Annotated in this window: 19 protein-coding genes and 2 tRNA genes; 10 read left to right on the top strand and 11 right to left on the bottom strand. The window is 71.0% G+C overall.

Annotated elements, in window-relative coordinates:
- Positions 1-42 precede the first annotated feature (42 nt).
- Genes AC2AXK_RS10040 through AC2AXK_RS10030 form a run of 3 tightly spaced genes read right to left on the bottom strand, consistent with a single transcriptional unit; the run spans position 43 to position 2626 of the window.
- Positions 43-735 (bottom strand): hypothetical protein, encoded by a 693-nt coding sequence (locus tag AC2AXK_RS10040; RefSeq protein WP_484345223.1) that lies wholly within the window; start codon positions 733-735, stop codon positions 43-45.
- Positions 732-2342 carry a WXG100-like domain-containing protein gene (locus tag AC2AXK_RS10035; protein WP_484345222.1) on the bottom strand — a complete coding sequence of 537 codons (1611 nt, stop codon included), beginning with the start codon at positions 2340-2342 and terminating at the stop codon, positions 732-734. The genes AC2AXK_RS10040 and AC2AXK_RS10035 overlap by 4 nt, the downstream gene beginning before the upstream one ends.
- Positions 2339-2626, bottom strand: coding sequence for a hypothetical protein (locus tag AC2AXK_RS10030; protein WP_484345221.1), 288 nt, complete (start codon positions 2624-2626; stop codon positions 2339-2341). Before AC2AXK_RS10030 ends, AC2AXK_RS10035 begins: the two co-directional genes overlap by 4 nt.
- Before the next feature lie 135 nt (positions 2627-2761).
- Between AC2AXK_RS10030 and valS the strand changes: the two genes are divergently transcribed.
- From valS to AC2AXK_RS10010, 4 genes are all read left to right on the top strand, one after another.
- Positions 2762-5485: a valine--tRNA ligase gene (gene valS / locus AC2AXK_RS10025; RefSeq protein WP_484345220.1), complete on the top strand. Its 2724-nt coding sequence runs from the start codon at positions 2762-2764 to the stop codon at positions 5483-5485.
- 209 nt (positions 5486-5694) lie between these two features.
- The gene (locus tag AC2AXK_RS10020; protein WP_484345219.1) at positions 5695-6483 is read left to right on the top strand and encodes a transporter substrate-binding domain-containing protein; all 789 of its coding nucleotides are present in this window, start codon (positions 5695-5697) and stop codon (positions 6481-6483) included.
- Positions 6480-7328, top strand: a complete 849-nt coding sequence (locus AC2AXK_RS10015; RefSeq protein WP_484345411.1) for an amino acid ABC transporter permease — start codon at positions 6480-6482, stop codon at positions 7326-7328. The genes AC2AXK_RS10020 and AC2AXK_RS10015 overlap by 4 nt, the downstream gene beginning before the upstream one ends.
- Entirely contained in the window at positions 7325-8137 is an 813-nt protein-coding gene (locus AC2AXK_RS10010) for an amino acid ABC transporter ATP-binding protein (protein WP_484345218.1), read from the top strand. Before AC2AXK_RS10015 ends, AC2AXK_RS10010 begins: the two co-directional genes overlap by 4 nt.
- An 89-nt stretch (positions 8138-8226) precedes the next feature.
- Here AC2AXK_RS10010 and AC2AXK_RS10005 read toward each other — a convergent pair whose 3' ends face one another.
- From AC2AXK_RS10005 to AC2AXK_RS09980, 6 genes are all read right to left on the bottom strand, one after another.
- Positions 8227-9441 (bottom strand): baeRF2 domain-containing protein, encoded by a 1215-nt coding sequence (locus AC2AXK_RS10005; protein ID WP_484345217.1) that lies wholly within the window; start codon positions 9439-9441, stop codon positions 8227-8229.
- Positions 9442-9595: 154 nt separating this feature from the next.
- The gene (gene clpX, locus AC2AXK_RS10000) at positions 9596-10876 is read right to left on the bottom strand and encodes an ATP-dependent Clp protease ATP-binding subunit ClpX (RefSeq protein ID WP_484345216.1); all 1281 of its coding nucleotides are present in this window, start codon (positions 10874-10876) and stop codon (positions 9596-9598) included.
- 166 nt (positions 10877-11042) lie between these two features.
- Entirely contained in the window at positions 11043-11741 is a 699-nt protein-coding gene (locus AC2AXK_RS09995; RefSeq protein ID WP_484345215.1) for an ATP-dependent Clp protease proteolytic subunit, read from the bottom strand.
- A 49-nt stretch (positions 11742-11790) separates the two neighbouring features.
- Complete coding sequence (locus tag AC2AXK_RS09990) at positions 11791-12414, bottom strand: ATP-dependent Clp protease proteolytic subunit (RefSeq protein WP_484345214.1); 624 nt, start codon at positions 12412-12414, stop codon at positions 11791-11793.
- A 212-nt stretch (positions 12415-12626) separates the two neighbouring features.
- Positions 12627-14024, bottom strand: coding sequence for a trigger factor (gene tig, locus AC2AXK_RS09985; RefSeq protein WP_484345213.1), 1398 nt, complete (start codon positions 14022-14024; stop codon positions 12627-12629).
- A gap of 174 nt (positions 14025-14198) precedes the next feature.
- A tRNA-Pro gene (locus AC2AXK_RS09980) sits at positions 14199-14272 on the bottom strand.
- 244 nt (positions 14273-14516) lie between these two features.
- On the opposite strand from AC2AXK_RS09980, the gene AC2AXK_RS09975 reads away from it, so the two are divergent.
- The 6 genes from AC2AXK_RS09975 (at position 14517) to AC2AXK_RS09950 (ending at position 19366) form a co-directional block, all read left to right on the top strand.
- Positions 14517-14590: transfer RNA gene (locus AC2AXK_RS09975), tRNA-Gly, on the top strand.
- Positions 14591-15081: 491 nt separating this feature from the next.
- The gene (cysK, locus tag AC2AXK_RS09970) at positions 15082-16017 is read left to right on the top strand and encodes a cysteine synthase A (protein WP_484345212.1); all 936 of its coding nucleotides are present in this window, start codon (positions 15082-15084) and stop codon (positions 16015-16017) included.
- A gap of 76 nt (positions 16018-16093) precedes the next feature.
- Entirely contained in the window at positions 16094-16678 is a 585-nt protein-coding gene (epsC, locus tag AC2AXK_RS09965) for a serine O-acetyltransferase EpsC (protein ID WP_484345211.1), read from the top strand.
- Between the two features lie 180 nt (positions 16679-16858).
- Positions 16859-17212, top strand: a complete 354-nt coding sequence (locus tag AC2AXK_RS09960; protein ID WP_484345210.1) for a GntR family transcriptional regulator — start codon at positions 16859-16861, stop codon at positions 17210-17212.
- Positions 17209-18246 (top strand): DUF1648 domain-containing protein, encoded by a 1038-nt coding sequence (locus AC2AXK_RS09955; protein ID WP_484345209.1) that lies wholly within the window; start codon positions 17209-17211, stop codon positions 18244-18246. The genes AC2AXK_RS09960 and AC2AXK_RS09955 overlap by 4 nt, the downstream gene beginning before the upstream one ends.
- A 70-nt stretch (positions 18247-18316) precedes the next feature.
- The gene (locus AC2AXK_RS09950) at positions 18317-19366 is read left to right on the top strand and encodes an LLM class F420-dependent oxidoreductase (RefSeq protein WP_484345208.1); all 1050 of its coding nucleotides are present in this window, start codon (positions 18317-18319) and stop codon (positions 19364-19366) included.
- Here AC2AXK_RS09950 and AC2AXK_RS09945 read toward each other — a convergent pair.
- Positions 19337-19681, bottom strand: a complete 345-nt coding sequence (locus AC2AXK_RS09945; RefSeq protein ID WP_484345207.1) for an MGMT family protein — start codon at positions 19679-19681, stop codon at positions 19337-19339. The two genes, AC2AXK_RS09950 and AC2AXK_RS09945, sit on opposite strands and share 30 nt — an antisense overlap.
- An 83-nt stretch (positions 19682-19764) precedes the next feature.
- Positions 19765-20796 carry an Fpg/Nei family DNA glycosylase gene (locus tag AC2AXK_RS09940; protein ID WP_484345206.1) on the bottom strand — a complete coding sequence of 344 codons (1032 nt, stop codon included), beginning with the start codon at positions 20794-20796 and terminating at the stop codon, positions 19765-19767.
- Between the last annotated feature and the right edge of the window lie 5 nt (positions 20797-20801).

Here is a 20801-nt window from a genome sequence, read left to right as displayed (position 1 = left end):
GGCGCGGACCGCCCGGGGAGCGACCCGGTCCCACGGGATGCCTCATCCGACCTCGGTCCGCGCCTCCCGCTCCCTGTCTTCCCTCGCCTTGTCCGCCTCGTCGAGGATCCCCTCCTCTGTGAGGGGGACCGGAGTGCCCAGAACCTCCGGTCCGTCCCCACCCAGGCACGGGAGCTCGTCGACGTCCACGGCGGGGCTGCGTGCGGGAGGCGCCTCGTCGAGGTGGTAGAGCGTGTACGCGGCGACGGTGACGTCGACGGACGACGCCGCTCCGACGAGGTGCGTGTCAGGTCCGCTCGGGAGCACCGTGACACGTGCGAACGCCGGAGCGTCGTCCAGCTCACGCACAAGGTGCAGCACGAGGGCGGAGGCGCGGCCGTTCGTGCCACCGGTCTGTCCCTGCTCGTCCGGCGCACCGGGGCAGATGCCGAAGACCGGCGTCCAGCCCGCCGACCGCGCGGCCGCGAGCTCCTCGGCAGCCGCGGCCGCGACCGTCCGTGCGCGCGACTCCTCGAGGATGGCGCCCGGTCGCTCGTAGGGCTGGTACGGTCCCACGGCCGGCCCCCCCGACGTCGTAGCGACGGGGGTGAACCAGAGTGTCCCCCGGAGCGAGCCGAGACGCGCGTCGTCGAGGTCGGTCGGCGGCTCCGCCGCGGAGAAGCACCCCGCGAGCAGGAGCACCATGGGCGCCACGGCCACGAGCGCCCGGCCCCGCGCGGACGTCCCCCGCGTCACGGGACGACCGCCGCCCAGACCCGCGGCCACGACCCAGCGTCGTCGAGCTCGTCACCGCCGGCGACGAACCCGTCCGCGCTCACCGTCTCGACGGTGCCCGTCGCCGGGTTGAAGAGCTCGAGAGCGCCGTCCGGCGTGCGCCCCACGGCGAGCACGACATGACGCGGTGCACTGTCGGAGCCGGTGTACAGCGGAACCGGACGACCGCTGTCCACCGCACGCGCAACGTCGTCGTAGGTCTGCCGCGCGTCGTCGGGCGAGTCGGTGTCGACCATGCTGACGTGGTAGGGCGTCCCGGGAATCCCGGCGCCGTTGTTCATCTCCTCGCTCGCACCCCACGGCGGCGTGCCCAGCGCAGTAGGCCACGGCAGCTTCGTGCCGAGGAACGGTGGGACGACGACGTCCGCCGACCGGTCGACGGCGGAGTTGGTCCGTGCCTGGACCCTGGTCTCCTCCTCGGCGAACCGTTCAGCGATGCCCGCGGAGGTCGATCCGGCCGGGTCCGTCGTCCCGGTCGTAGCGTCGTAACCATCCAGCACGTGCAACGCGTAGACCGGGTCGGCGAGCATGCGAGCGACGATGAGGGACGCCGAGCCGCAGGTCGTGTCGGTGGCTTGCTGCAGCACGGGCACGCCGTCCGCCGTCCGCTGCCTCGACACCAGGCTCGACGTCGGGTCGAGCACCGCGGCGAGCGCCTCCGGATCCCTCTCCCCGATCCGGTCGGCGAAGCGTACGAGCGTGGCCGGGTCCGCACCGCCCGCGAGCGCCGCGAGGATCCATGCCCGGTGCTCCGGACCTGGGGCGCCGGCCAGGACCCCGTCGACGACCGTCCGCGCGCCAGCCGGCAGGGCGTCGTACGCCTCCTGCGCGCGGCGAGCCGTGTCTCCGACGAGGGGCCGCGTCTCGAGTCCCGATGGCCCGGCGAGGTTGATGACGTCGACGGCGCTGAGACCGACCACGCCGTCCGGGAACGGCATCCTGTCGATGACGGTGTCGAAGGTGCGATCGCACGCCTGCGCAGCGTCGAGCGCCCCGGAGTACGCGTCGACTGCGGCGCGGATCGCGTCACCCACGTCCCCGACGAGTCCGCGGATCATGTCAGGGACGTCCCACGGTGCACAGGGCCGGATCCGGGACCCGGCCGACCGGAGGTGGTCAGCGACCTCGGCGTGCCGGGCACGCGCCGTGGTGAGCTCCTCGGAGTACACGGTCAGCGCCCGTGCCGCCTGTCCCGCGAGCTCTGCTGCCTCGTCGACGAGGCCACCGAGAACCTGGACGGAGTCGGTGCAGGCTTGCGCCGCTTCTCCGGTCCAGACCTGGGGGACGTGCGAGCGCTGGGTGGTCAGCCAGTCGGCGACGGCGTCGAGCGCCGCGCGGAGCTCCACCCAGGTCGTGGCGGCGGCATCCGCTGCGGCCGGGTCCCCCGGGGGCGCCTCGGTCATGAGGTCCCAACCACGGTTGACGAGATCCCACAGTGCCGAGAGATTGTCGAGGATGTCGCGGGGGTCGAACGAGAAGCCGAGCGACCGGACGTCATCCGCGAACGCCCACAGGTCACGGATGCGCGCCCTCCAGTCGAGCGCGGACAGGACCGGGACCTGCGTCACGGCCGGACCCCCGTGAAGACGACGGCCTGGTCGTCGTCGCCCGCACGGTAGGCGGCCGCGCACGCATCGATCTTCTGCGAGATCTCCGCCAGCGCGCCTGCGGCGGTGGCCAGGCCACCCTGCCAGCGCTCGACCGCCGCATCGTGGCGACCCGAGGCCGTGCCCAGGTCAGCCCCCGCGGCAGCACGGTGGGACAGTGCCGCCGTACGGACCCTCTCCCGGGAGGCAGCCACGGAATCCGCCAAGCTGTCGAGGCCCGCCTCGTCCACCCAGAACTCGCTCATACGTCCCCCGCCGCCCCGCGGCGCCGTCGACGCCGTCGCACGTCCGATGCAACCACCGCCCGCACCGGGACGCGATGGGGAGAAGTTCCCCGGGCGTGCACGCGCTGACCCGTGCGTCTGGAAAGATGGTGGCCCATGAGCTCATCTCCTGACGCCGCTGTGCCCGCAGACTCCTCCCAGGCGCAGGAGCGCCGCACGCACCTCGTCGCGACGGTCCGCCAGGTCCCGGACAAGGTCAGCCTGGACGGCCTCGAGCAGCGGTGGGACGCGGGCTGGTCCGAGCAGGGCACCTACGCGTTCGACCGCACCGCGGAGCGCTCAGGCGTCTTCTCGATCGACACTCCCCCGCCGACCGTCTCGGGCTCGCTGCACGTGGGCCATGTCTTCAGCTACACGCACACCGACGTCGTCGCGCGCTTCCAGCGCATGCGCGGGAAGTCGGTGTTCTACCCGATGGGGTGGGACGACAACGGCCTGCCCACCGAGCGCCGGGTGCAGAACTACTACGGGGTGCGGTGCGACCCGTCGCTGCCGTACGTCGAGGGTTACGAGCCCCCGCTCCAGGGCGCCGAGGGCAAGAGCGTCAAGGCTGCCGACCAGCAGCCCATCAGCCGCAAGAACTTCGTCGAGCTGTGCGAGCGGCTCACCGCCGAGGACGAGCAGCAGTTCGAGGCGCTGTGGCGCTACCTCGGCCTGAGCGTCGACTGGTCGCACCACTACCAGACCATCGGCCGGTCGGCCCAGGCCGTCGCACAGACCGCCTTCCTGCACAACCTCGCCCGTGGTGAGGCCTACCAGGCCGAGGCGCCCGGGCTGTGGGACGTGACCTTCCAGACGGCCGTCGCGCAGGCCGAGCTCGAGGCGCGCGACTACCCCGGCCACTTCCACAAGGTCGCCTTCCACGCCGCGGACGAGTCGGGAACGCCCGTCGTCATCGAGACGACGCGTCCGGAGCTGCTGCCGGCGTGCGTCGCCCTCATCGCCCACCCGGACGACGAGCGCTACCAGCACCTGTTCGGCACGACGGTCCGCTCCCCCCTGTTCGACGTGGAGGTGCCCGTCCTCGCGCACCCCGCCGCCGAGCCCGACAAGGGTGCGGGCATCGCGATGTGCTGCACCTTCGGCGACCTCACCGACGTGCAGTGGTGGCGCGAGCTGCAGCTGCCGACACGCTCCGTCCTCAACCGCGACGGACGGATGACGCGCGACGTGCCGGAATGGATCACCTCGGAGCGCGGGACCGCCCTCTTCGGCGAGCTCGTCGGCCGCACGACGTTCGCCGCCCGCACCGCCGTCGTCGACGCCCTGCGCGAGTCCGGCGATCTTCTGGGCGAGCCGGTCGCGACCCAGCGCAAGGCCAACTTCTTCGAGAAGGGCGACAAGCCGCTCGAGATCGTCACCAGCCGCCAGTGGTACATCCGCAACGGCGGGCGCGACGCCGAGCTCAACGCTGCGCTCCTCGCGCGCGGCGACGAGCTGAACTTCCACCCGGAGTTCATGGCCGTCCGCTACAGCAACTGGGTCGGGGGCCTCAACGGGGACTGGCTCGTCTCCCGCCAGCGGTTCTTCGGTGTGCCGATCCCGGTGTGGTACCCCGTCGACGCCGCCGGTGAGCCGCAGTGGGATGCGCCGATCGTGCCCGACGAGGCGTCGCTGCCCATCGACCCGTCCTCTGACGTGCCCGCCGGCTACACGGCGGACCAGCGCGGCCAGGCCGGCGGGTTCATCGGCGACCCCGACATCATGGACACGTGGGCGACGTCCTCGCTCACGCCGCAGATCGCGGGTGGGTGGCTCACAGACCCGGACCTCTTCTCGCGTGTGTTCCCCATGGACCTGCGTCCCCAGGGTCAGGACATCATCCGCACCTGGCTGTTCTCGACCGTCGTCCGCTCGCACCTCGAGCACGGCTGCCTGCCCTGGAGCGACGCAGCGATCTCGGGGTGGATCCTCGACCCCGACCGCAAGAAGATGAGCAAGTCCAAGGGCAACGTCGTCACCCCCATGGGCCTGCTCGAGGAGCACGGCTCCGACGCCGTCCGCTACTGGGCCGCGTCCGCGCGGCTCGGGACTGACGCCGCGTTCGAGATCGGGCAGATGAAGATCGGCCGCCGACTCGCGATCAAGATCCTCAACGCGAGCAAGTTCGCGCTCTCCTTCGCCGGTGAGGGCGAGGTGTCGCTCGACCCGTCCCTCGTCACGGAGCCGCTCGACCGGGCGATGCTCGCCGGCCTCGCCGACGTCGTCGAGCGGGCCACCGCCGCGCTGGTCGCCTACGATCACACGCGGGCCCTCGAGGTCTCCGAGACGTTCTTCTGGACGTTCTGCGACGACTACCTCGAGCTCGTCAAGGACCGTGCCTACGGGGCGGGCGCCACCGACCCGTCCGCCGAGACGCTCTCCGCGCGCGCCGGCCTGGCCATCGCGCTCGACACGCTCCTGCGCCTGTTCGCGCCCGTCCTGCCCTTCGCGACCGAAGAGGTGTGGTCGTGGTGGCGGGAGGGTTCCGTGCACCACGCCACGTGGCCCGTCAGCGACGGGCTGCGCGCAGCGGCCGGCGACGCAGACCCGGCGGCGCTCACCGCGGCCGGCCACGCCCTGGCGGTCCTGCGCAAGATCAAGTCCGAGGCCAAGGTCTCCATGCGCACACCGCTGCTCGCGGTGGAGCTCGCCGTCCCCGCAGCCGCCCGCGACGCCGTCGCCGCGGCCGTCGTGGACCTGCGCGGCGCCGGGCGGGTCACCGGTGAGCTCGTGCTCTCCGAGGGTCAGGGCGACCCGGCCGTGCAGGGCGGCATCGTCGTCGTGCACAGCGAGCTCGGCGAAGCGGAGGCGAAGCAGCCGCGTCAGCCGCGCGCCTGAACCTTGCGTACCCCGTCCATCCGCTCACATAGTGGAAACATCCGGGCGGTACGGTGCCGTTCGCCGAGGTCCGGCGGCGGAACCCTGGTGGGCGACCGTCGAGATTCTCGTCAGAGTCCACCCGTGCCGCTGGCTGGCCCTGGTCCGTCGGACGCACCCCGCGCCGCCGGCCAGCGACCACTGCCGTCCCCATACTCACGAGGAGTCCCATGCACACCCCCCGCCTGACCGTCGCCGCCCTCGCGGCCACCACCCTGCTCCTTGCCGGCTGCAGCTCCGACGACTCCGGCTCGACGACGGAGGCCGACGCCGGGTTCACGCCCGTCACCGCCGGCACCCTCACGGTCTGCACGAACGTCCCGTACGAGCCGTTCGAGTTCGAGCAGGACGGTGAGATCGTCGGCTTCGACATCGCGATCGTCCAGGAGGTCGCCTCCGACCTCGACCTCGAGCTCGCGACGGTCGCCTCGCAGTTCGACGCCATCGAGTCCGGTGCGGCACTCGAGTCGGGCCAGTGCGACCTCGTCATCTCCGCGCTGACCATCACCGACGAGCGCGCCGCGAACCTCGCGCTCTCGGACCCGTACTTCGACGCCGACCAGGGCCTGCTCGTCGCCGCCGGTTCCGAGCTCGAGACGGTGGAGGACCTCGCGGACGCGACGGTCGGTGTCCAGGTCGCGACCACGGGTCTCGCCTGGGCCCAGGAGAACGGCATCGCCACGCGGGAGTACGACGACATCGGGCTCCAGGTCAGCGCGCTGCAGTCGGGCGAGGTCGACGCGGTCATCAACGACGTCGCAGCGCTCGGGCCGTTCGTGGCCGAGGGCTACGAGGTCGCGGCGAACTTCGCGACCGGCGAGCAGTACGGCATGGGTGTCCAGAAGGACAACACCGAGCTGCTCGACGCCGTCAACGACACCCTCCAGCGGATCGAGGGGGACGGCACCTACGACGCGATCTACACGGAGTGGATCGGCCTGTCGCCCGACGAGAGCTGAGCATCGTGGAGACGACATCCACCACCACCGCGCCCGCGACCCCGCGGGCGCGGTGGAGCCCCCGCAAGCGGGCGCGTGCGTCCCGCGCCGTCCAGTACGTCATCCTGCTCGTGGTGCTCGTCGTCGTGCTCACCTCGCTCGACTACGACCGCATCGGTGAGTCGATCTTCAACGTCGAGGCTGCGCGCGCACTCCTGCCGGACGTCCCGCACGCCCTGAAGAACACTCTCGTCTACACCCTCGGTGCGTTCGCCGTCGGGCTGAGCCTCGGCATCGTCCTCGCCCTCATGCGGTTGTCGACCGTCGCGGTCTACCGGTGGCTGGCGACGGCGTACATCGAGTTCTTCCGGGGCATCCCGGCGCTCCTCGTCGTCCTGTCGTTCGCGTACGCGGTGCCGATCGCGCTCGGGATCCGTATCGAGTCGTTCACGCTCAAGGCCTCGCTCGCGCTCGGTGTCGTTGCCGCCGCGTACATCGCTGAGACCATCCGTGCCGGTATCCAGGCCGTGCCGAAGGGACAGGTGGAGGCCGCCCGGTCGCTGGGCATGTCGCACACGCGGACCCTGGTGACGGTCGTCATCCCGCAGGCGTTCCGCATCGTGCTGCCGCCGATGACGAACGAGATCATCCTGCTGACGAAGGACACCTCGCTCGTGTTCCTCATGGGCCTCAGCGGATCACAGCTCGAGCTGACGAAGCTCGGCCGTGACGCACTGACGAGCGGCGGCGGCGGCGGGCTCACCGGGCTCTTCGTCATCGGGATCGCCTACCTGTGCATCACCATCCCGCTGGGACTCCTCGCGCGGATTCTCGAACGCTGGACCGGCAAGGGAGCACGCCGATGACCGACACGCCCGCTGCCACGGTGACCAACGACGCCGCGACCGACGGGGCAGCGCCCGTCATCGAGATCCGCGGCCTCCGCAAGTCGTTCGGCGACGTCGAGGTCCTGCGCGGCATCGACCTCGACGTGGCACCGGGTGAGGTCGTGTGCGTGATCGGCCCGTCCGGCTCCGGCAAGTCGACGTTGCTGCGCTGCGTCAACCAGCTCGAGGAGGCCACGGCCGGGACCGTCACGGTGCTCGGTACCGAGATCACCGACCCCGACGTCGACATCGATCGTGTCCGGCGCCGGGTCGGCATGGTCTTCCAGCAGTTCAACCTCTTCACGCACCAGACGGTGCTGCAGAACTGCGTCGTCGCCCAGCGGAAGGTCCTGCGCCGGTCGCGTGCCGAGGCCGAGAAGACCGCCCTCGCCAACCTTGCCCGCGTCGGGCTCGCCGACAGGGCCGGCGCCCACCCGTCCCAGCTCTCCGGGGGCCAGCAGCAGCGCGTCGCGATCGCCCGCGCGCTGAGCATGGACCCCAGCCTCATGCTGTTCGACGAGCCGACGTCGGCGCTCGACCCGGAGCTCGTCGGCGACGTGCTCTCCGTCATGCGGGCTCTTGCCGACGCGGGCATGACGATGCTCGTCGTCACCCACGAGATGGCGTTCGCCCGTGAGGTCGCGGACCGGGTGGTGTTCATGGACGGTGGCGTCATCGTCGAGGAGGGCGATCCCGAGAAGGTCATCGGGGCCCCGACGCACGCCCGGACCCGGGCGTTCCTCGAGCGCGTGCTCGACCCGACGAACCAGGCGCCCACCGCAGAATGACATGTGCCGACGAGGAGGAACGCCGTGCGGCGTTCCTCCTCGTCGGCACTCCTGCCCCCACCATCGGGACGCGGGGCCAGCGCCGATGCTCAGCCGACGTCGCGCAGTCGCCCGGAGTCCGACGAGAGGCTCGGCACGCCCGTGTCGCTGGGGGTGCTCAGGTCGTGCCACCGCAGGACGGCACCCACCCCGTCCGGAAGGTCGACGCTCTCGTCCTCCGCGAACGTCAGGCCGGCGTCCTGACCGAGAGCCGCACGCACGAGTGCGACGTCGGCACGCACCTGCCGCGCACCCTCGGTCACGCCGATGTCCGCGAGCTCCTCCTGGGTGGAGGCGATCTGCAGGACCTCAGGGCCGATCCACAGCATCTGGTCGCCGAGGCGGTCGGCGGAGTGCGCCTCCGAGTAGTAGAAGATCAGCTCGGACACCTGACCACGCTGGAGGACGGAGACGACGTCGGCGAGGCTCGACACCGCTGCCCCGTCCCGGCCGTGCTCCTGGCGGAACCGGTCGAGGACGACGTCGCGACGGCGCGCACGGAACTCCTCGAGCACGACGTCGAGCCGGTCACGGAACACGTCGTCCTTGACGCCGTCGTTCCGCGAGCCACCGGGCACCTCGACGACCAGCTCCTTGGCCTTCTTCCCGAGCGCACCGCACACGAGAGCGACTGCCCGCACGTCCCCGGTGAGGATGACGAGCTCCGGGTCCTGGACCTCGACGAGCCGGTCGATCTGTGCTGCGACGGCCTCCGCGTTGCGCTCCCAGGAGTCCTCGGCGCGGTTCTCGAGCCGCCGGTGCGCCCAGCCGCCCGCGCTCGCCTTGGTCAGCTCGTCGTGACCGCCGGTCACCGAGGCACGGCGGATGTCCTCGAGGCTGCCCCCGAGAGCGCGCGCGGAGTCGACGAACGTGAGGTCAGCGCCTTCCCGGTTCACCTCGACGACGAGCCGGGCCACGGACTCGTCCGCCGCGTGGGCGGCGGGCAACAGGCACGGGAGCGGCCCGTGGGCCGCCTCGTCCCGGACGGGCGGGTTGACGAGGATCTTGTCGATGACGATCTCACCCTCGGCCGCGACGACGAACCTGCCGTGCGGTCCGGCGACCCGGGTGGGTCGCAGCAGGGCGGCCCCCAGCTCCTCGAGCAGGTCCTGCTGGGCGCCCTGGCGCTCCAGCGTCCGCCGCAACCCCTTCCATCGGTTCTCGACCTCTAGGTCTGAGGACTCACCCGCGCGGGTGGCGTCCATGTACACCGCGGTGAACGGTTCTTTACGGCCGATGAGGGGCTTGAGCCAGTCGATCTTCATCCGGTCACACCTCGAAATCTCGTGGGAGGTGGGCCGCACGCCGCCGGATCACGGACCCGCGACGACGTGTAGCCCGGGACCCTTCCACCCTCTGTCAGAAGCGCCCCGCATGCCAGTCGGCATGCGGGGCGGATCCATCAGTCTCACTCTACGATCACGCGCTCTTCTCGCGGGGCGCGCCCTTCGAGCGCTGCTTGCGCGGCACGAGCGTGGGGTAGACGTTCTCGAGCACGACCTCCCGGTTGACCACGACGCGCTCGACGTCGTCGCGGCTCGGGACCTCGAACATCACCTGCTGGAGGACCTCTTCCATGATGGCTCGGAGCCCACGGGCCCCGGTTCCCCGCAGGAGCGCCTGGTCCGCGATGGCCGACACGGCGTCGTCGGTGAACTCGAGCTCCACGCCGTCGATCTCGAACATCCGCTGGTACTGCTTGACGAGCGCGTTGCGCGGCTCCGTGAGGATGCGGACGAGCGCCTCCTGGTCGAGCGGCGTCACCGTGGTGATGACGGGAACCCGACCGATGAACTCGGGGATGAGCCCGAACTTCAGCAGGTCCTCCGGCATGACGTCGTCGTACGCCTCCGTGTCATCGGCGGAGTGCAGGGGCGCTCCGAAGCCGATCCCGTGCTTTCCAGCCCTCGAGGAGATGATCTCCTCGAGGCCCGCGAAGGCTCCGGCGACGATGAACAGGACGTTCGTCGTGTCGATCTGGATGAACTCCTGGTGGGGGTGCTTGCGTCCGCCCTGGGGCGGGACCGACGCCGTCGTCCCCTCGAGGATCTTCAGCAGCGCCTGCTGCACGCCCTCCCCCGACACGTCGCGCGTGATCGACGGGTTCTCCGACTTCCGGGCGATCTTGTCGACCTCGTCGATGTAGATGATCCCGGTCTCGGCCTTCTTCACGTCGTAGTCGGCGGCCTGGATGAGCTTGAGGAGGATGTTCTCGACGTCCTCGCCGACGTAGCCGGCCTCGGTGAGCGCCGTGGCGTCAGCGATGGCGAACGGGACGTTGAGCATCTTCGCGAGGGTCTGCGCCAGGTACGTCTTCCCGCAGCCGGTCGGCCCGATGAGCAGGATGTTCGATTTCGCCAGCTCGACCTGCCCCGCCTCGTCACCGACCGAGCGCGCTGTGGAACCCGCCTGGATCCGCTTGTAGTGGTTGTACACCGCGACGGCCAGGGACTTCTTGGCGCCGCTCTGACCGATGACGTACTCCTCGAGGAAGTCGAAGATCGCCCGCGGCTTGGGGAGCTCGACCATGCCGGTCTCCGCCGCCTCGGTGAGCTCTTCCTCGATGATCTCGTTGCAGAGGTCGATGCACTCGTCGCAGATGTACACCCCAGGTCCCGCGATGAGCTTCTTGACCTGCTTCTGGGACTTCCCGCAGAAGGAACACTTCAGCAGGTCCGCACCATCACTGATTCGGGTCACTGCGCTCTCCTCCCGGTTCGCCTCGGACGAGGCGGGTTGCGGCTCGTGCCACGTTCCCGACGGACGGCACCGTCGCGACAGTATGTGTCACACCATTGCACACCACCGGGGCGCCGATGTCAGCATGGCGCTCCGGTGGTGCCTCTTCATCCGGATGAAAGGGCGATCAGGCCTTCTTGGCGATGAGCGGCTTGCGGCTCTCGAGCACCTGGTCGACGATCCCGTACTCGACCGCCTGACGGGCACTGAGGATCTTGTCGCGCTCGATGTCCTTGCGGACCTGAGCCTCTTCACGACCCGTGTGGAGCGCGATCGTCGCCTCGAGCCACTCGCGCATGCGGATGAGCTCGTTCGCGTGGATCTCGATGTCGGAAGCCTGCGCGTAGCCGCCCCCCTCCATCGCCGGCTGGTGGATGAGCACCCGCGCGTTCGGCAGGGCGAGGCGCTTGCCCGGAGCACCGGCAGCGAGCAGGACGGCCGCGGCCGAGGCAGCCTGGCCGAGGCAGACGGTCTGGATCTGCGACGTGATGTACTGCATCGTGTCGTAGATCGCCGTCATGGCCGTGAACGAGCCACCCGGCGAGTTGATGTAGAGGATGATGTCGCGGTTGGGCTCCTGGCTCTCCAGGACGAGCAGCTGCGCCATGACGTCGTCAGCCGACGCGTCGTCGACCTGGACGCCGAGGAAGATGATGCGGTCCTCGAAGAGCTTCGTGTAGGGATCCTGGCGCTTGAAGCCGTACGGCGTGCGCTCCTCGAAGTTGGGCAGGACGTACCGCGACGACGGCGCTCCGTACGGCAGCGCCGTACCGCCGGCGCCGGCGAGGCGCTGCGCGGTGGAGATGAACTGGGACTCGATGCTCATGGGGTTACTCCTCGATGTCGGTGCGGGGTCGCGTGCGGTGTGAGCCGGTTCAGGAACCGGTCGTCCCGCCGCCCCCGGCGACCGAGTCGGCGTGGGTCACGACGTGGTCGATGAATCCGTACTCCAGCGCCTCCGGCGCGGTGAACCAGCGGTCGCGGTCCGAGTCGGTGTGGATCTGCTCGACGCTCTTGCCCGTCTGCTCCGCGATGAGCTCCGCGAGGACGCGCTTCATGTGGAGGATGAGCTCGGCGTTGATCCGGACGTCCGTCGCGGTCCCGCCGATGCCACCGGAGGGCTGGTGCATCATGACGCGGGCGTGCGGGGTGGCGTAACGCTTGCCCTTGGCACCGGAGGAGAGCAGGAACTGCCCCATCGAGGCGGCCATGCCCATGGCCACGGTCGCGACGTCGGGCTGGATGAACTGCATGGTGTCGTAGATCGCCATGCCCGCCGTGATCGATCCACCGGGCGAGTTGATGTAGAGGTAGATGTCCTTGTCCGGGTCCTCCGCGGCGAGCAGCATCATCTGCGCGCAGATCGCGTTGGCGTTCTCGTCGCGCACCTCCGAGCCGAGCCAGATGATCCGCTCCTTGAGGAGCCGGTTGTAGATGCTGTCGTTCAATCCCAGGCCGGCCACGTCACCACGTGCTGCTACTGGCATCTGCTCGTTCACGCCGTCTCCCATCGCTTCACTGCTTGCCGTGCGTTGCAGTGACCCTAACGCGCTGAGCACCGCCCGCCCGTCCCTGCAGCACCGTGTTTCGCTTTGGGCGCACTTCGCCCGTGTTCAGGTCCGTCGGGGCAGCCGGTGCACCCAGGAGACGCCGACTGCCCCCTGCTCGAAGGAGCAGGGGGCAGTTCCGCGTGGAGCGACGAACCGTTCGGTCAGGCCTTGTCGCCCTCGGCGTCGGCATCCTGCTGCTCGGAGTCCTGCTGCTCGACGTCCGCGTCCACGATGACGTCGTCGTCGTCACCAGCGACGTCGAGAGCGTCGCTCGCTGCGTCGTCCTCGTCGGAGCCGATGAAGTCGGACAGGTCCACGGCGTTGCCGGCGTTGTCGACGACGCTCACCTGGCGCAGCGCGACAGCGAGCGCCTTCGAACGTGCGACCTCCCCGACCATCGCAGGGATCTGGCCGTTCTCGTCGATCGTCTTGATGAACGTGTTGGGGTCCATGCCGTACTGGCGGCTGGCGTTCACGAGGTAGTCGAGCAGCTCGTTCTGGGCGACCTTGATCTCGAGCTGCTCGGCGAGGATGTCGAGGACGATCTGGTTGCGCAGAGCGGACTGCGTCTCCTCGGTGACCTCGGCACGGTGCGTGTCGTCCTCGAGGCGGTTCTCGCCCTCGAGGTGACGGTGCACCTCGGCCTCGATGACGCCCGCGGGCAGCGGGACCTCGACGGCCGTGAGCGCGGCGAGCAGCTGGTCCCGCGCCTGGACGGCCTGGTTCGACGTCTTGGCGTTGGCCACCTGCTCACGCAGGTCCGCGGTGAGCTCCTCGAGGGTGTCGAACTCGCTCGCGAGCTGCGCGAAGTCGTCGTCCGCCTCGGGCAGGTCGCGGTGCTTGACGGTCGTCGCGGTGACGGTGACGTCCGCTTCCTTGCCCTCGTGCTCGCCACCGGCGAGCGGTGCGACGAACGTCGTCGACTCTCCGGCCGACAGGCCGGTGAGCGCCTCGTCGAGACCCTCGAGCATGTTGCCGGAGCCGATCTGGTAGGACACGCCGGAGACCGAGTCGACCTCGTCGCCCTCGACCTTGGCGGTGAGGTCGAGCACGACGAAGTCGCCCTCGGCCGCGGGACGGTCCACGCCCACGAGGGTGCCGAAGCGCTCGCGCAGCGCGTCGAGCCGCTCGGTGACGTCCTCGTCCGTGACCTCGATGTCGTCCACCGTCACGGAGATGCCGGAGAGCTCGGGGAGCTCGAGCTCGGGGCGCACCTCGACCTCGGCGGTGAAGTGCAGGCCACCGTCGGTCTCGCTGATGTCAGGGACCTGCGTCACGTCGACGCTCGGCTGGCCGAGCGGACGGATGTTCGTCTCGTTGACGGCCTGGCGGTAGAAGCCGGACAGCGACTCGTTGATGGCGTGCTCGAGGACGGCTCCGCGCCCGACGCGCTGGTCGATGATGCGCGGCGGCACCTTGCCCTTGCGGAAACCGGGGATGGAGACCTGCTGGGCGATGTGCTTGTACGCATGATCGATGCTCGGCTTGAGCTCGTCGTACTCCACCTCGACGGTCAGCCTGACCTTGGTCGGCTCCAGGGTCTCGACAGCGCTCTTCACTTCGATGATCTCCAACTGGTCGGTGACATGCGGTTGCCCTGCATGAGCATTCTGAGGTTCTCGGCTCTGTGGCGGGTTCGGCCCCACCGCCGACGGGCGACGATCCGTCCGCTCGCGACCGGGCGACCGCCCACGAGCAACCAGTAGATGGTACGCCACATCGTGCTGCTGCTGTCGGGGTGACAGGATTCGAACCTGCGACCTTCCGGTCCCAAACCGGACGCGCTACCAACCTGCGCCACACCCCGTCCGTCTCGGACGACGCGCTTCTCCGTGATGGGGACGGCGCGACGTGCGGGCGGACCGGCCCGCATCAGCGCGGGCACTCGGGCAAGTGTAGAGGGCTGTGCTGGTCCCGACGACCGCCCGACCGGACACGACAGCGACGCGCACCCGGGACGGGGGCGCGGGGGCCGACGATCCTTTGCTAAAGTGTGCTCGCCGGTCTCGGCGCGGATGTCCTCCGGGAACCGCGGCGGTGACAGGTCCAGCGCGGGCGTAGCTTAGTGGTAAAGCCTCAGTCTTCCAAACTGATGATGCGAGTTCGATTCTCGTCGCCCGCTCCACCGTCCTGCAGCCGTTCTCCACGGGCCGCAGGCTCCTCGGAAGCGTTGCAGAGCAGTACCGGCGTCGATAGAGTCGCCGGAAGGGCTGTCCAGGACCGTCGGCGAGAGGAAGCACCGTGAGGTTGCAGGTCGTCACCGCGCCGCTCGACGTGCTCGCCGCCACTCCCCGCACCGTCTCCACCCTCGAGGCCCTCCTCGCTCCCGTGCGTCTGCCGTCCGCATGCGCACGGTGTCGGTGTCTGTAGAGCGGTGACCGCTGCCCGCCCGGGCACCGTCAGCGCTCCATCCCCCGTCACCAGACGCGGCCCCCGATCCACCGCGAACCCCCTGGCACGCCGACCGGCACACGTTCCCGTGCACGCCCGGTCCGGCACGTCCGTGGCTCCCCGTGGATCGGCATGAGCCGCTCCTGGCGACCACCTCCAGGCCCTCGCGCCACCTGCACACCGGTTTTCTGGCTGTCGCCCCTCCCCCCGAGAAAAGGACCCACCATGGCACGCATCTATGACGACGTCACCAAGCTCGTCGGCAACACCCCGCTCGTCCGGCTGAACCGCCTGACGGAGGGCGTGGGCGCGACCGTCGTCGCCAAGCTCGAGTACTACAACCCGGCCAACTCCGTGAAGGACCGCATCGGCGTGGCGATCATCGACGCCGCCGAGGCCTCCGGAGAGCTCAAGCCCGGTGGCTCGATCATCGAGGCCACGTCCGGGAACACCGGCATCGCGCTCGCGTTCGTCGGTGCCGCACGGGGCTACAACGTCGTGCTGACGATGCCCGAGACGATGTCGAAGGAGCGGCGCGCACTGCTGCGTGCCTACGGTGCGGAGCTCATCCTCACGCCGGGCTCCGAGGGCATGAAGGGCGCGGTGAACAAGGCCAACGAGATCGCCGCGGAGCGTCCCGGCTCGATCCTCGCCCGCCAGTTCGCGAACGAGGCCAACCCCGCGATCCACCGCGCCACGACAGCCGAAGAGATCTGGGCCGACACGGACGGCGAGGTCGACATCTTCGTCGCCGGCATCGGTACCGGTGGCACCATCACCGGGGTCGGCCAGGTGCTCAAGGAGCGCAAGCCCAGCGTGCAGGTCATCGCCGTCGAGCCGGCCGAGTCGCCGATCCTCAACGGCGGCGCTCCCGGGCCGCACAAGATCCAGGGGATCGGCGCGAACTTCGTCCCCGAGATCCTCGACCGCGAGGTGTACGACGAGGTCTTCGACGTCGACGCTGAGACCTCTGTCGAGGTCGCACGCCGCGCCGCCCGGGAAGAAGGCCTGCTCGTCGGCATCTCCTCCGGTGCCGCGATCCACGCAGCGCTCGAGATCGGCAAGCGTCCCGAGAACGCCGGCAAGCTCATCGTCGTGGTCGTCCCGTCATTCGGTGAGCGGTACCTCACGTCGATCCTCTACGCCGACCTGCTGGACTGACCCGTCGGGTGGGGTGGCGCGCCGCGCCGCCCCACCCCGACCGACCACCGCTGCACAGGGACAGGACGGCACACGCATGGCACGACTGGTGAAAGCATGGAAGCTCCTGCGTGAGGACCTCCAGGCCGCACGGGACCGGGACCCGGCCGCGCGCACGGCCGTCGAGGTGGCGCTCGCCTATCCCGGCGTGCACGCACTGTGGGCGCACCGCCTCACCCACCGCATGTGGTCGCACCCCGTGCTGCGGCTCCCCGCGCGTCTCGTCTCCCAGGCGGCGCGGTCGGCGACCGGCGTGGAGATCCACCCGGCTGCGACGATCGGGCGGCGCCTGTTCATCGACCACGGCATGGGCGTCGTCATCGGCGAGACCGCCGTCGTGGGGAACGACGTCACGCTGTTCCACAACGTGACGCTCGGCGGCCGCAGCATGACGCACGGCAAGCGCCATCCGACGCTCGGCGACCGGGTCGTCGTGGGAGCCGGCGCCAAGGTCCTCGGTCCCGTCTGGGTGGGGGACGACGCGCAGATCGGCGCGAACGCCGTCGTCGTGAAGGATGTCCCCGGCGGCGCCGTGGCCGTCGGCGTCCCGGCCGTGGTCCGCGCCCGTCCGACGCGCTCCCCCGCGGTCGAGCACTGCGAGGATCCCGCGATCTTCATCTGACCGTCCGCCGTGCCGGGGCCCACCGGCGCCGCACGCTCCCGCTGTCCCGACGAGGGCCGCCGCTCCTGCGGCGGCCCTCGTCGGCGTTCGGGCGCCGGCCGGAAGGGGCGGATCCTGACCGTGGCCGTCCGCCACCCCTCACCATTGAGCTAGTTGCACTAGAACAAGTACTCTTGGGTCATGCTCTTCCGTATCGACGCGAGCGCCAGCGAGGCGCTCTTCGACCAGCTCGTGACCCAGGTGAGGCTGGGCGTCGCTCGCGGCGAGCTCGCGCCCGGCGACCGCCTGCCCTCGGCGCGCGAGCTCGCCGAGTCGCTCGACCTCAACGTCCACACCGTGCTGCACGCCTACCAGGAGCTGCGGGACGACGGCCTCATCGACCTGCGCCGGGGGCGCGGGGCCGTCGTCACAGACCGGGCCGGCGCAGACTTCACGCCGCTGCGCCGCGCGATCGACGCGGTCGTGCGCGAGTCCCGCGCCCTCGACCTCTCCCCCGACACCACCACAGCCTTGCTCAAGGAGGCACTGCGATGAACGGACCTGCCTCGCACAGACCCGCGACGGACACACCCGGGAAGTCGGGCGGCACGAGCCGCCCCGGTCACCGGCTCTCCACCACCCTGCTCGCGCTCGGCGTCCCGGTGGCACTGACCGCCTCGACCGTCACCGTCGCCCTCACCTGGCGCCACGAGCTTCCCGACCCGGTCGCGATGCACTGGAACGCGTCCGGGCCCGACGGGTTCGGGTCGTTCACCACGGCGCTCCTCGCCCCCGTGTTCGTCGGGGCCGTGCTCGCCGTCGCGGCCTGGGCTTTCGGTCTCCTCGCCGGGCACGCGGCGTCCACCCGCCGTCTGGCCAACGGGACGAGCGCGGGCCTCGCAGCCCTGCTCGGCACCGCGACGCTCACGACGTTCGACGTGCAGCGGGGCCTGGCGGACGCGACAGCCGCACCCGGTGTCGGCAGCAGCCTCGCCCTGTCCCTCGCGGCCGGGCTCGTCGTCGGTGGCCTCGTCGCGTGGGCGACGCCCGGCGACCCGGCGCAACCGACGACCGACGCCGTCTCCCCGGACGCCGCTCGGCTGCCGATCGCCGCAGACGAACGAGCCGTGTGGTTCGCCACGGCCACCAGCCCGTCCTCCCTCGTCGTCGGCGGCCTCGCCGTGCTGCTGACGACGATCACAGCCGTCATCACCCAGATGTGGTGGATGCTCGTGGTTCCCGCCCTCGTCGCACTGCTCCTGCTCGCGATGAGCCGGTGGAAGGTGCGGGTCAGCACATCCGGCCTCGACGTCCGCTCGACGCTCGGCTTCCCCCGCACCACCGTCCCGCTCGACGAGGTGGTCCGTGCCGAGGTCGTCACCGTCCGTCCGCTGCGCGACTTCGGCGGATGGGGCTGGCGCACCGACGGCACCGGTCGCGTCGGCATCGTCCTGCGCGCGGGAGAGGCCCTGAGCGTCACCCGGACCGGCGACCGGGTCCTCGTCGTCACGGTCGACGACGCGGGCACGGCCGCTGCGCTCCTCAACACCCTGGCTGCCCGTGACCGCGCCCCTGGCAGCGCCGTGTAGCATCGGGCAGGTACCCAGTACCGCCAGTTGCAGATGACCGCGGTCCCGACCTCGACGACGAGGAGCACGCATGCGCACCGGGTTCCACACCGGCTACTGGTCGGCCGGGCCACCCCCGGGGGTCGCCGACGCGGTCCTCGCGGCCGACGCGCTCGGCGTCGACTCCGTCTGGACCGCGGAGGCCTACGGGTCGGACGCCCTGACCCCGCTCGCCTGGTGGGGGGCAGCCACGCGGCGGATCCGCCTCGGGACCGCGGTCATGCAGATGTCGGCCCGGACCCCGACGGCGACCGCCATGGCCGCGCTCACGCTCGACCACCTCTCGGGCGGGCGGTTCATCCTGGGCCTCGGGGTCTCAGGCCCGCAGGTCGTCGAGGGATGGTACGGGCAGCCCTACCCGATGCCCCTCGCCCGCACGCGCGAGTACGTCGACATCGTCCGCCAGGTGCTGCGCCGCGAGGGACCCGTCACCAGCACCGGGCCGCACTACCCGCTACCGCTCACCGACGCGACCGCCTCCGGCCGGCGCGTCACCGGCCTGGGCAAACCCCTGCGCTCGACGGTCCACCCCCGCCGAGCCGACCTGCCGATCCACCTGGCCGCCGAAGGGCCCAAGAACATCGCCCTGGCGGCCGAGATCGCGGACGGGTGGCTCCCGCTCTTCTACGCACCGCGCCTCGACGCGGAGTTCCGCGAGATGCTCGCCGAGGGGTTCGCCGTGCGCGCCGGCGAGCGTTCGTCCGCCGCGGACTTCGAGGTCAGCGCCACGGTGCCGGTCGTCGTGGACGACGACGTCGAGCGTGCGGCAGACGCCGTCCGGCCCTTCCTCGCCCTGTACGTCGGCGGGATGGGCGCGAAGGGAGCCAACTTCCACCGCAACGCCATCGACCGGCTCGGCTACGCGGATGCCTGCGACGAGATCCAGGACCACTATCTGGCGGGCCGGCGGGACGAGGCCGCGCGCGCCGTGCCGACCGGGCTCGTCGAGGACATCGCCCTCGTCGGGCCCCGGGAGAAGATCGCCGCCGAGCTCGCCGCGTGGCGCGCGACCGCCGTGACGACCCTCGTCGTCCAGGGGGACGACGTCGCGCTACGGACGGTCGCCGAGCTCTCCGCCTGATCGCGCGGGGCCGGGTCCTCCCGCTCCGAGAGCCGACCACCGGACCCTGCCGTCCGGCGTCAGCGGACACCCCTCGGCGCGCAGCCGCTCGAGGGCCTCTGCCCGCTTGGGCGCGGGCGGACGACCTGACGCAGCGACGACCCGCCACCACGGCACCCCTCCGCCGGCGTGCCGCAGGACGGCACCGACCTGTCGCGGTCCGCCTCGGCCGAGCGCCCCACCGACGACCTCCGCGACGCGGCCGTACGAGGTGGCGGACCCGGCCGGCACCGCGTCCACGGCGTCGAGCACAGCCTCGAGGTACTCCTCGTCCATAAGTCCACCCTACGACCGGGCCCGTGGACGGACCCCGGTGGGGACGGACCAGTCGGGGCGCCGCCCCCGGGGCCCCGGACGGGTCACGACTGGCAGCGCGGGCACCAGTACAGGGCCCGGGAGGCAACCTCCCGCACGAGGACGGTCGTCCCGCACACCCGGCACGGCAGACCGTCCCGGTGGTAGACGTAGAAGGACTCGTCCTCCGGGACACCGCCCGGTCGCCCGTCCGTGTTCTGCCGGGTCCGGCGTCGCCCACGGCGGGCCGGCGGGTCCGGCTGCGTGCGCTCCCCCGTCGGGGCATCACGGTCCTGCGGGCGTGTCGTGACGATCGCGCCGGTACGGGCCCCGTCCTCCATGAGGCCGACGAGATCCGTCCAGATCTCGTCAAGGACCTCGGCCGGGACGAGCCGGCCGGGCGTGGCCGGGTCCAGCCCCGCCCGGAAGAGCACCTCGGCGCGGTAGATGTTCCCGACCCCCGCGACGACGCCCTGGTCCATGAGCAGCACGGCGATCGACGACCGCGAGCGGACGACCGCCTCGACGAACCGCTCGGGCACCGCGTCCGCGCGCAGGGGGTCGGGCCCGAGCTGCGCGACGACGGCGTCCATCTCCTCCGACGTGACGACCTCGCACCGTATCGGGCCTGTCAGGTCCGCGACGGCGCGGTCCGAGCACAACCGCACCCGGACCTGGCCCCGCGGCTCGGGCGGCTGCCACGCGCCTGCGTCCGGGCCGGGCAGGTCCGCACGGCCCAGGGCCTGCTCGGACTCCCCCACTCGCTTCCGGGGCGCGCCGATCGCGTGCACGACGGCCGCGCTGCCGTCGCTCGAGAACGTCCAGGCGCCGTAGAGCCCGAGGTGGACGCGGAGCCACCGCAGGTGACCGTCGGCCGTGTCCGCTGCGGCCCGCGCGCCGCTCTCGGCCGCTCCGGCGGGACGGAACCCGAGGAACATCTGCTTGCCGTAGGCCTCGCTCGCCACGAGGGTCTCGCCGTCGAGCAGCGCGGCGCCCGCAGCGAACCGACCCTGCGGGCTGGAGACCTCGAGCGTCGTCCCCGCGAACAGCTCCTCGAAGGTCCGGGCGAGCCGGTGGACGGTGTGGCCCTCAGGCACCGGCG

Source organism: Sanguibacter sp. Z6_81 (assembly GCF_057180625.1).
The sequence above is the reverse complement of the archived record's forward strand: the minus strand, read 5'-3'. Positions and strand labels throughout refer to the sequence as shown.

Coding starts and splice junctions, on each gene's coding strand:
- AC2AXK_RS10030 (WP_484345221.1), bottom strand. CDS start 2,626: ATGAGCGAGTTCTGGGTGGACGAGGCGGGCCTCGACAGCTTGGCGGAT.
- valS (WP_484345220.1), top strand. CDS start 2,762: ATGAGCTCATCTCCTGACGCCGCTGTGCCCGCAGACTCCTCCCAGGCG.
- AC2AXK_RS10020 (WP_484345219.1), top strand. CDS start 5,695: ATGCACACCCCCCGCCTGACCGTCGCCGCCCTCGCGGCCACCACCCTG.
- AC2AXK_RS10010 (WP_484345218.1), top strand. CDS start 7,325: ATGACCGACACGCCCGCTGCCACGGTGACCAACGACGCCGCGACCGAC.
- AC2AXK_RS10005 (WP_484345217.1), bottom strand. CDS start 9,441: ATGAAGATCGACTGGCTCAAGCCCCTCATCGGCCGTAAAGAACCGTTC.
- AC2AXK_RS09995 (WP_484345215.1), bottom strand. CDS start 11,741: ATGAGCATCGAGTCCCAGTTCATCTCCACCGCGCAGCGCCTCGCCGGC.
- cysK (WP_484345212.1), top strand. CDS start 15,082: ATGGCACGCATCTATGACGACGTCACCAAGCTCGTCGGCAACACCCCG.
- epsC (WP_484345211.1), top strand. CDS start 16,094: ATGGCACGACTGGTGAAAGCATGGAAGCTCCTGCGTGAGGACCTCCAG.
- AC2AXK_RS09960 (WP_484345210.1), top strand. CDS start 16,859: ATGCTCTTCCGTATCGACGCGAGCGCCAGCGAGGCGCTCTTCGACCAG.
- AC2AXK_RS09955 (WP_484345209.1), top strand. CDS start 17,209: ATGAACGGACCTGCCTCGCACAGACCCGCGACGGACACACCCGGGAAG.
- AC2AXK_RS09950 (WP_484345208.1), top strand. CDS start 18,317: ATGCGCACCGGGTTCCACACCGGCTACTGGTCGGCCGGGCCACCCCCG.
- AC2AXK_RS09945 (WP_484345207.1), bottom strand. CDS start 19,681: ATGGACGAGGAGTACCTCGAGGCTGTGCTCGACGCCGTGGACGCGGTG.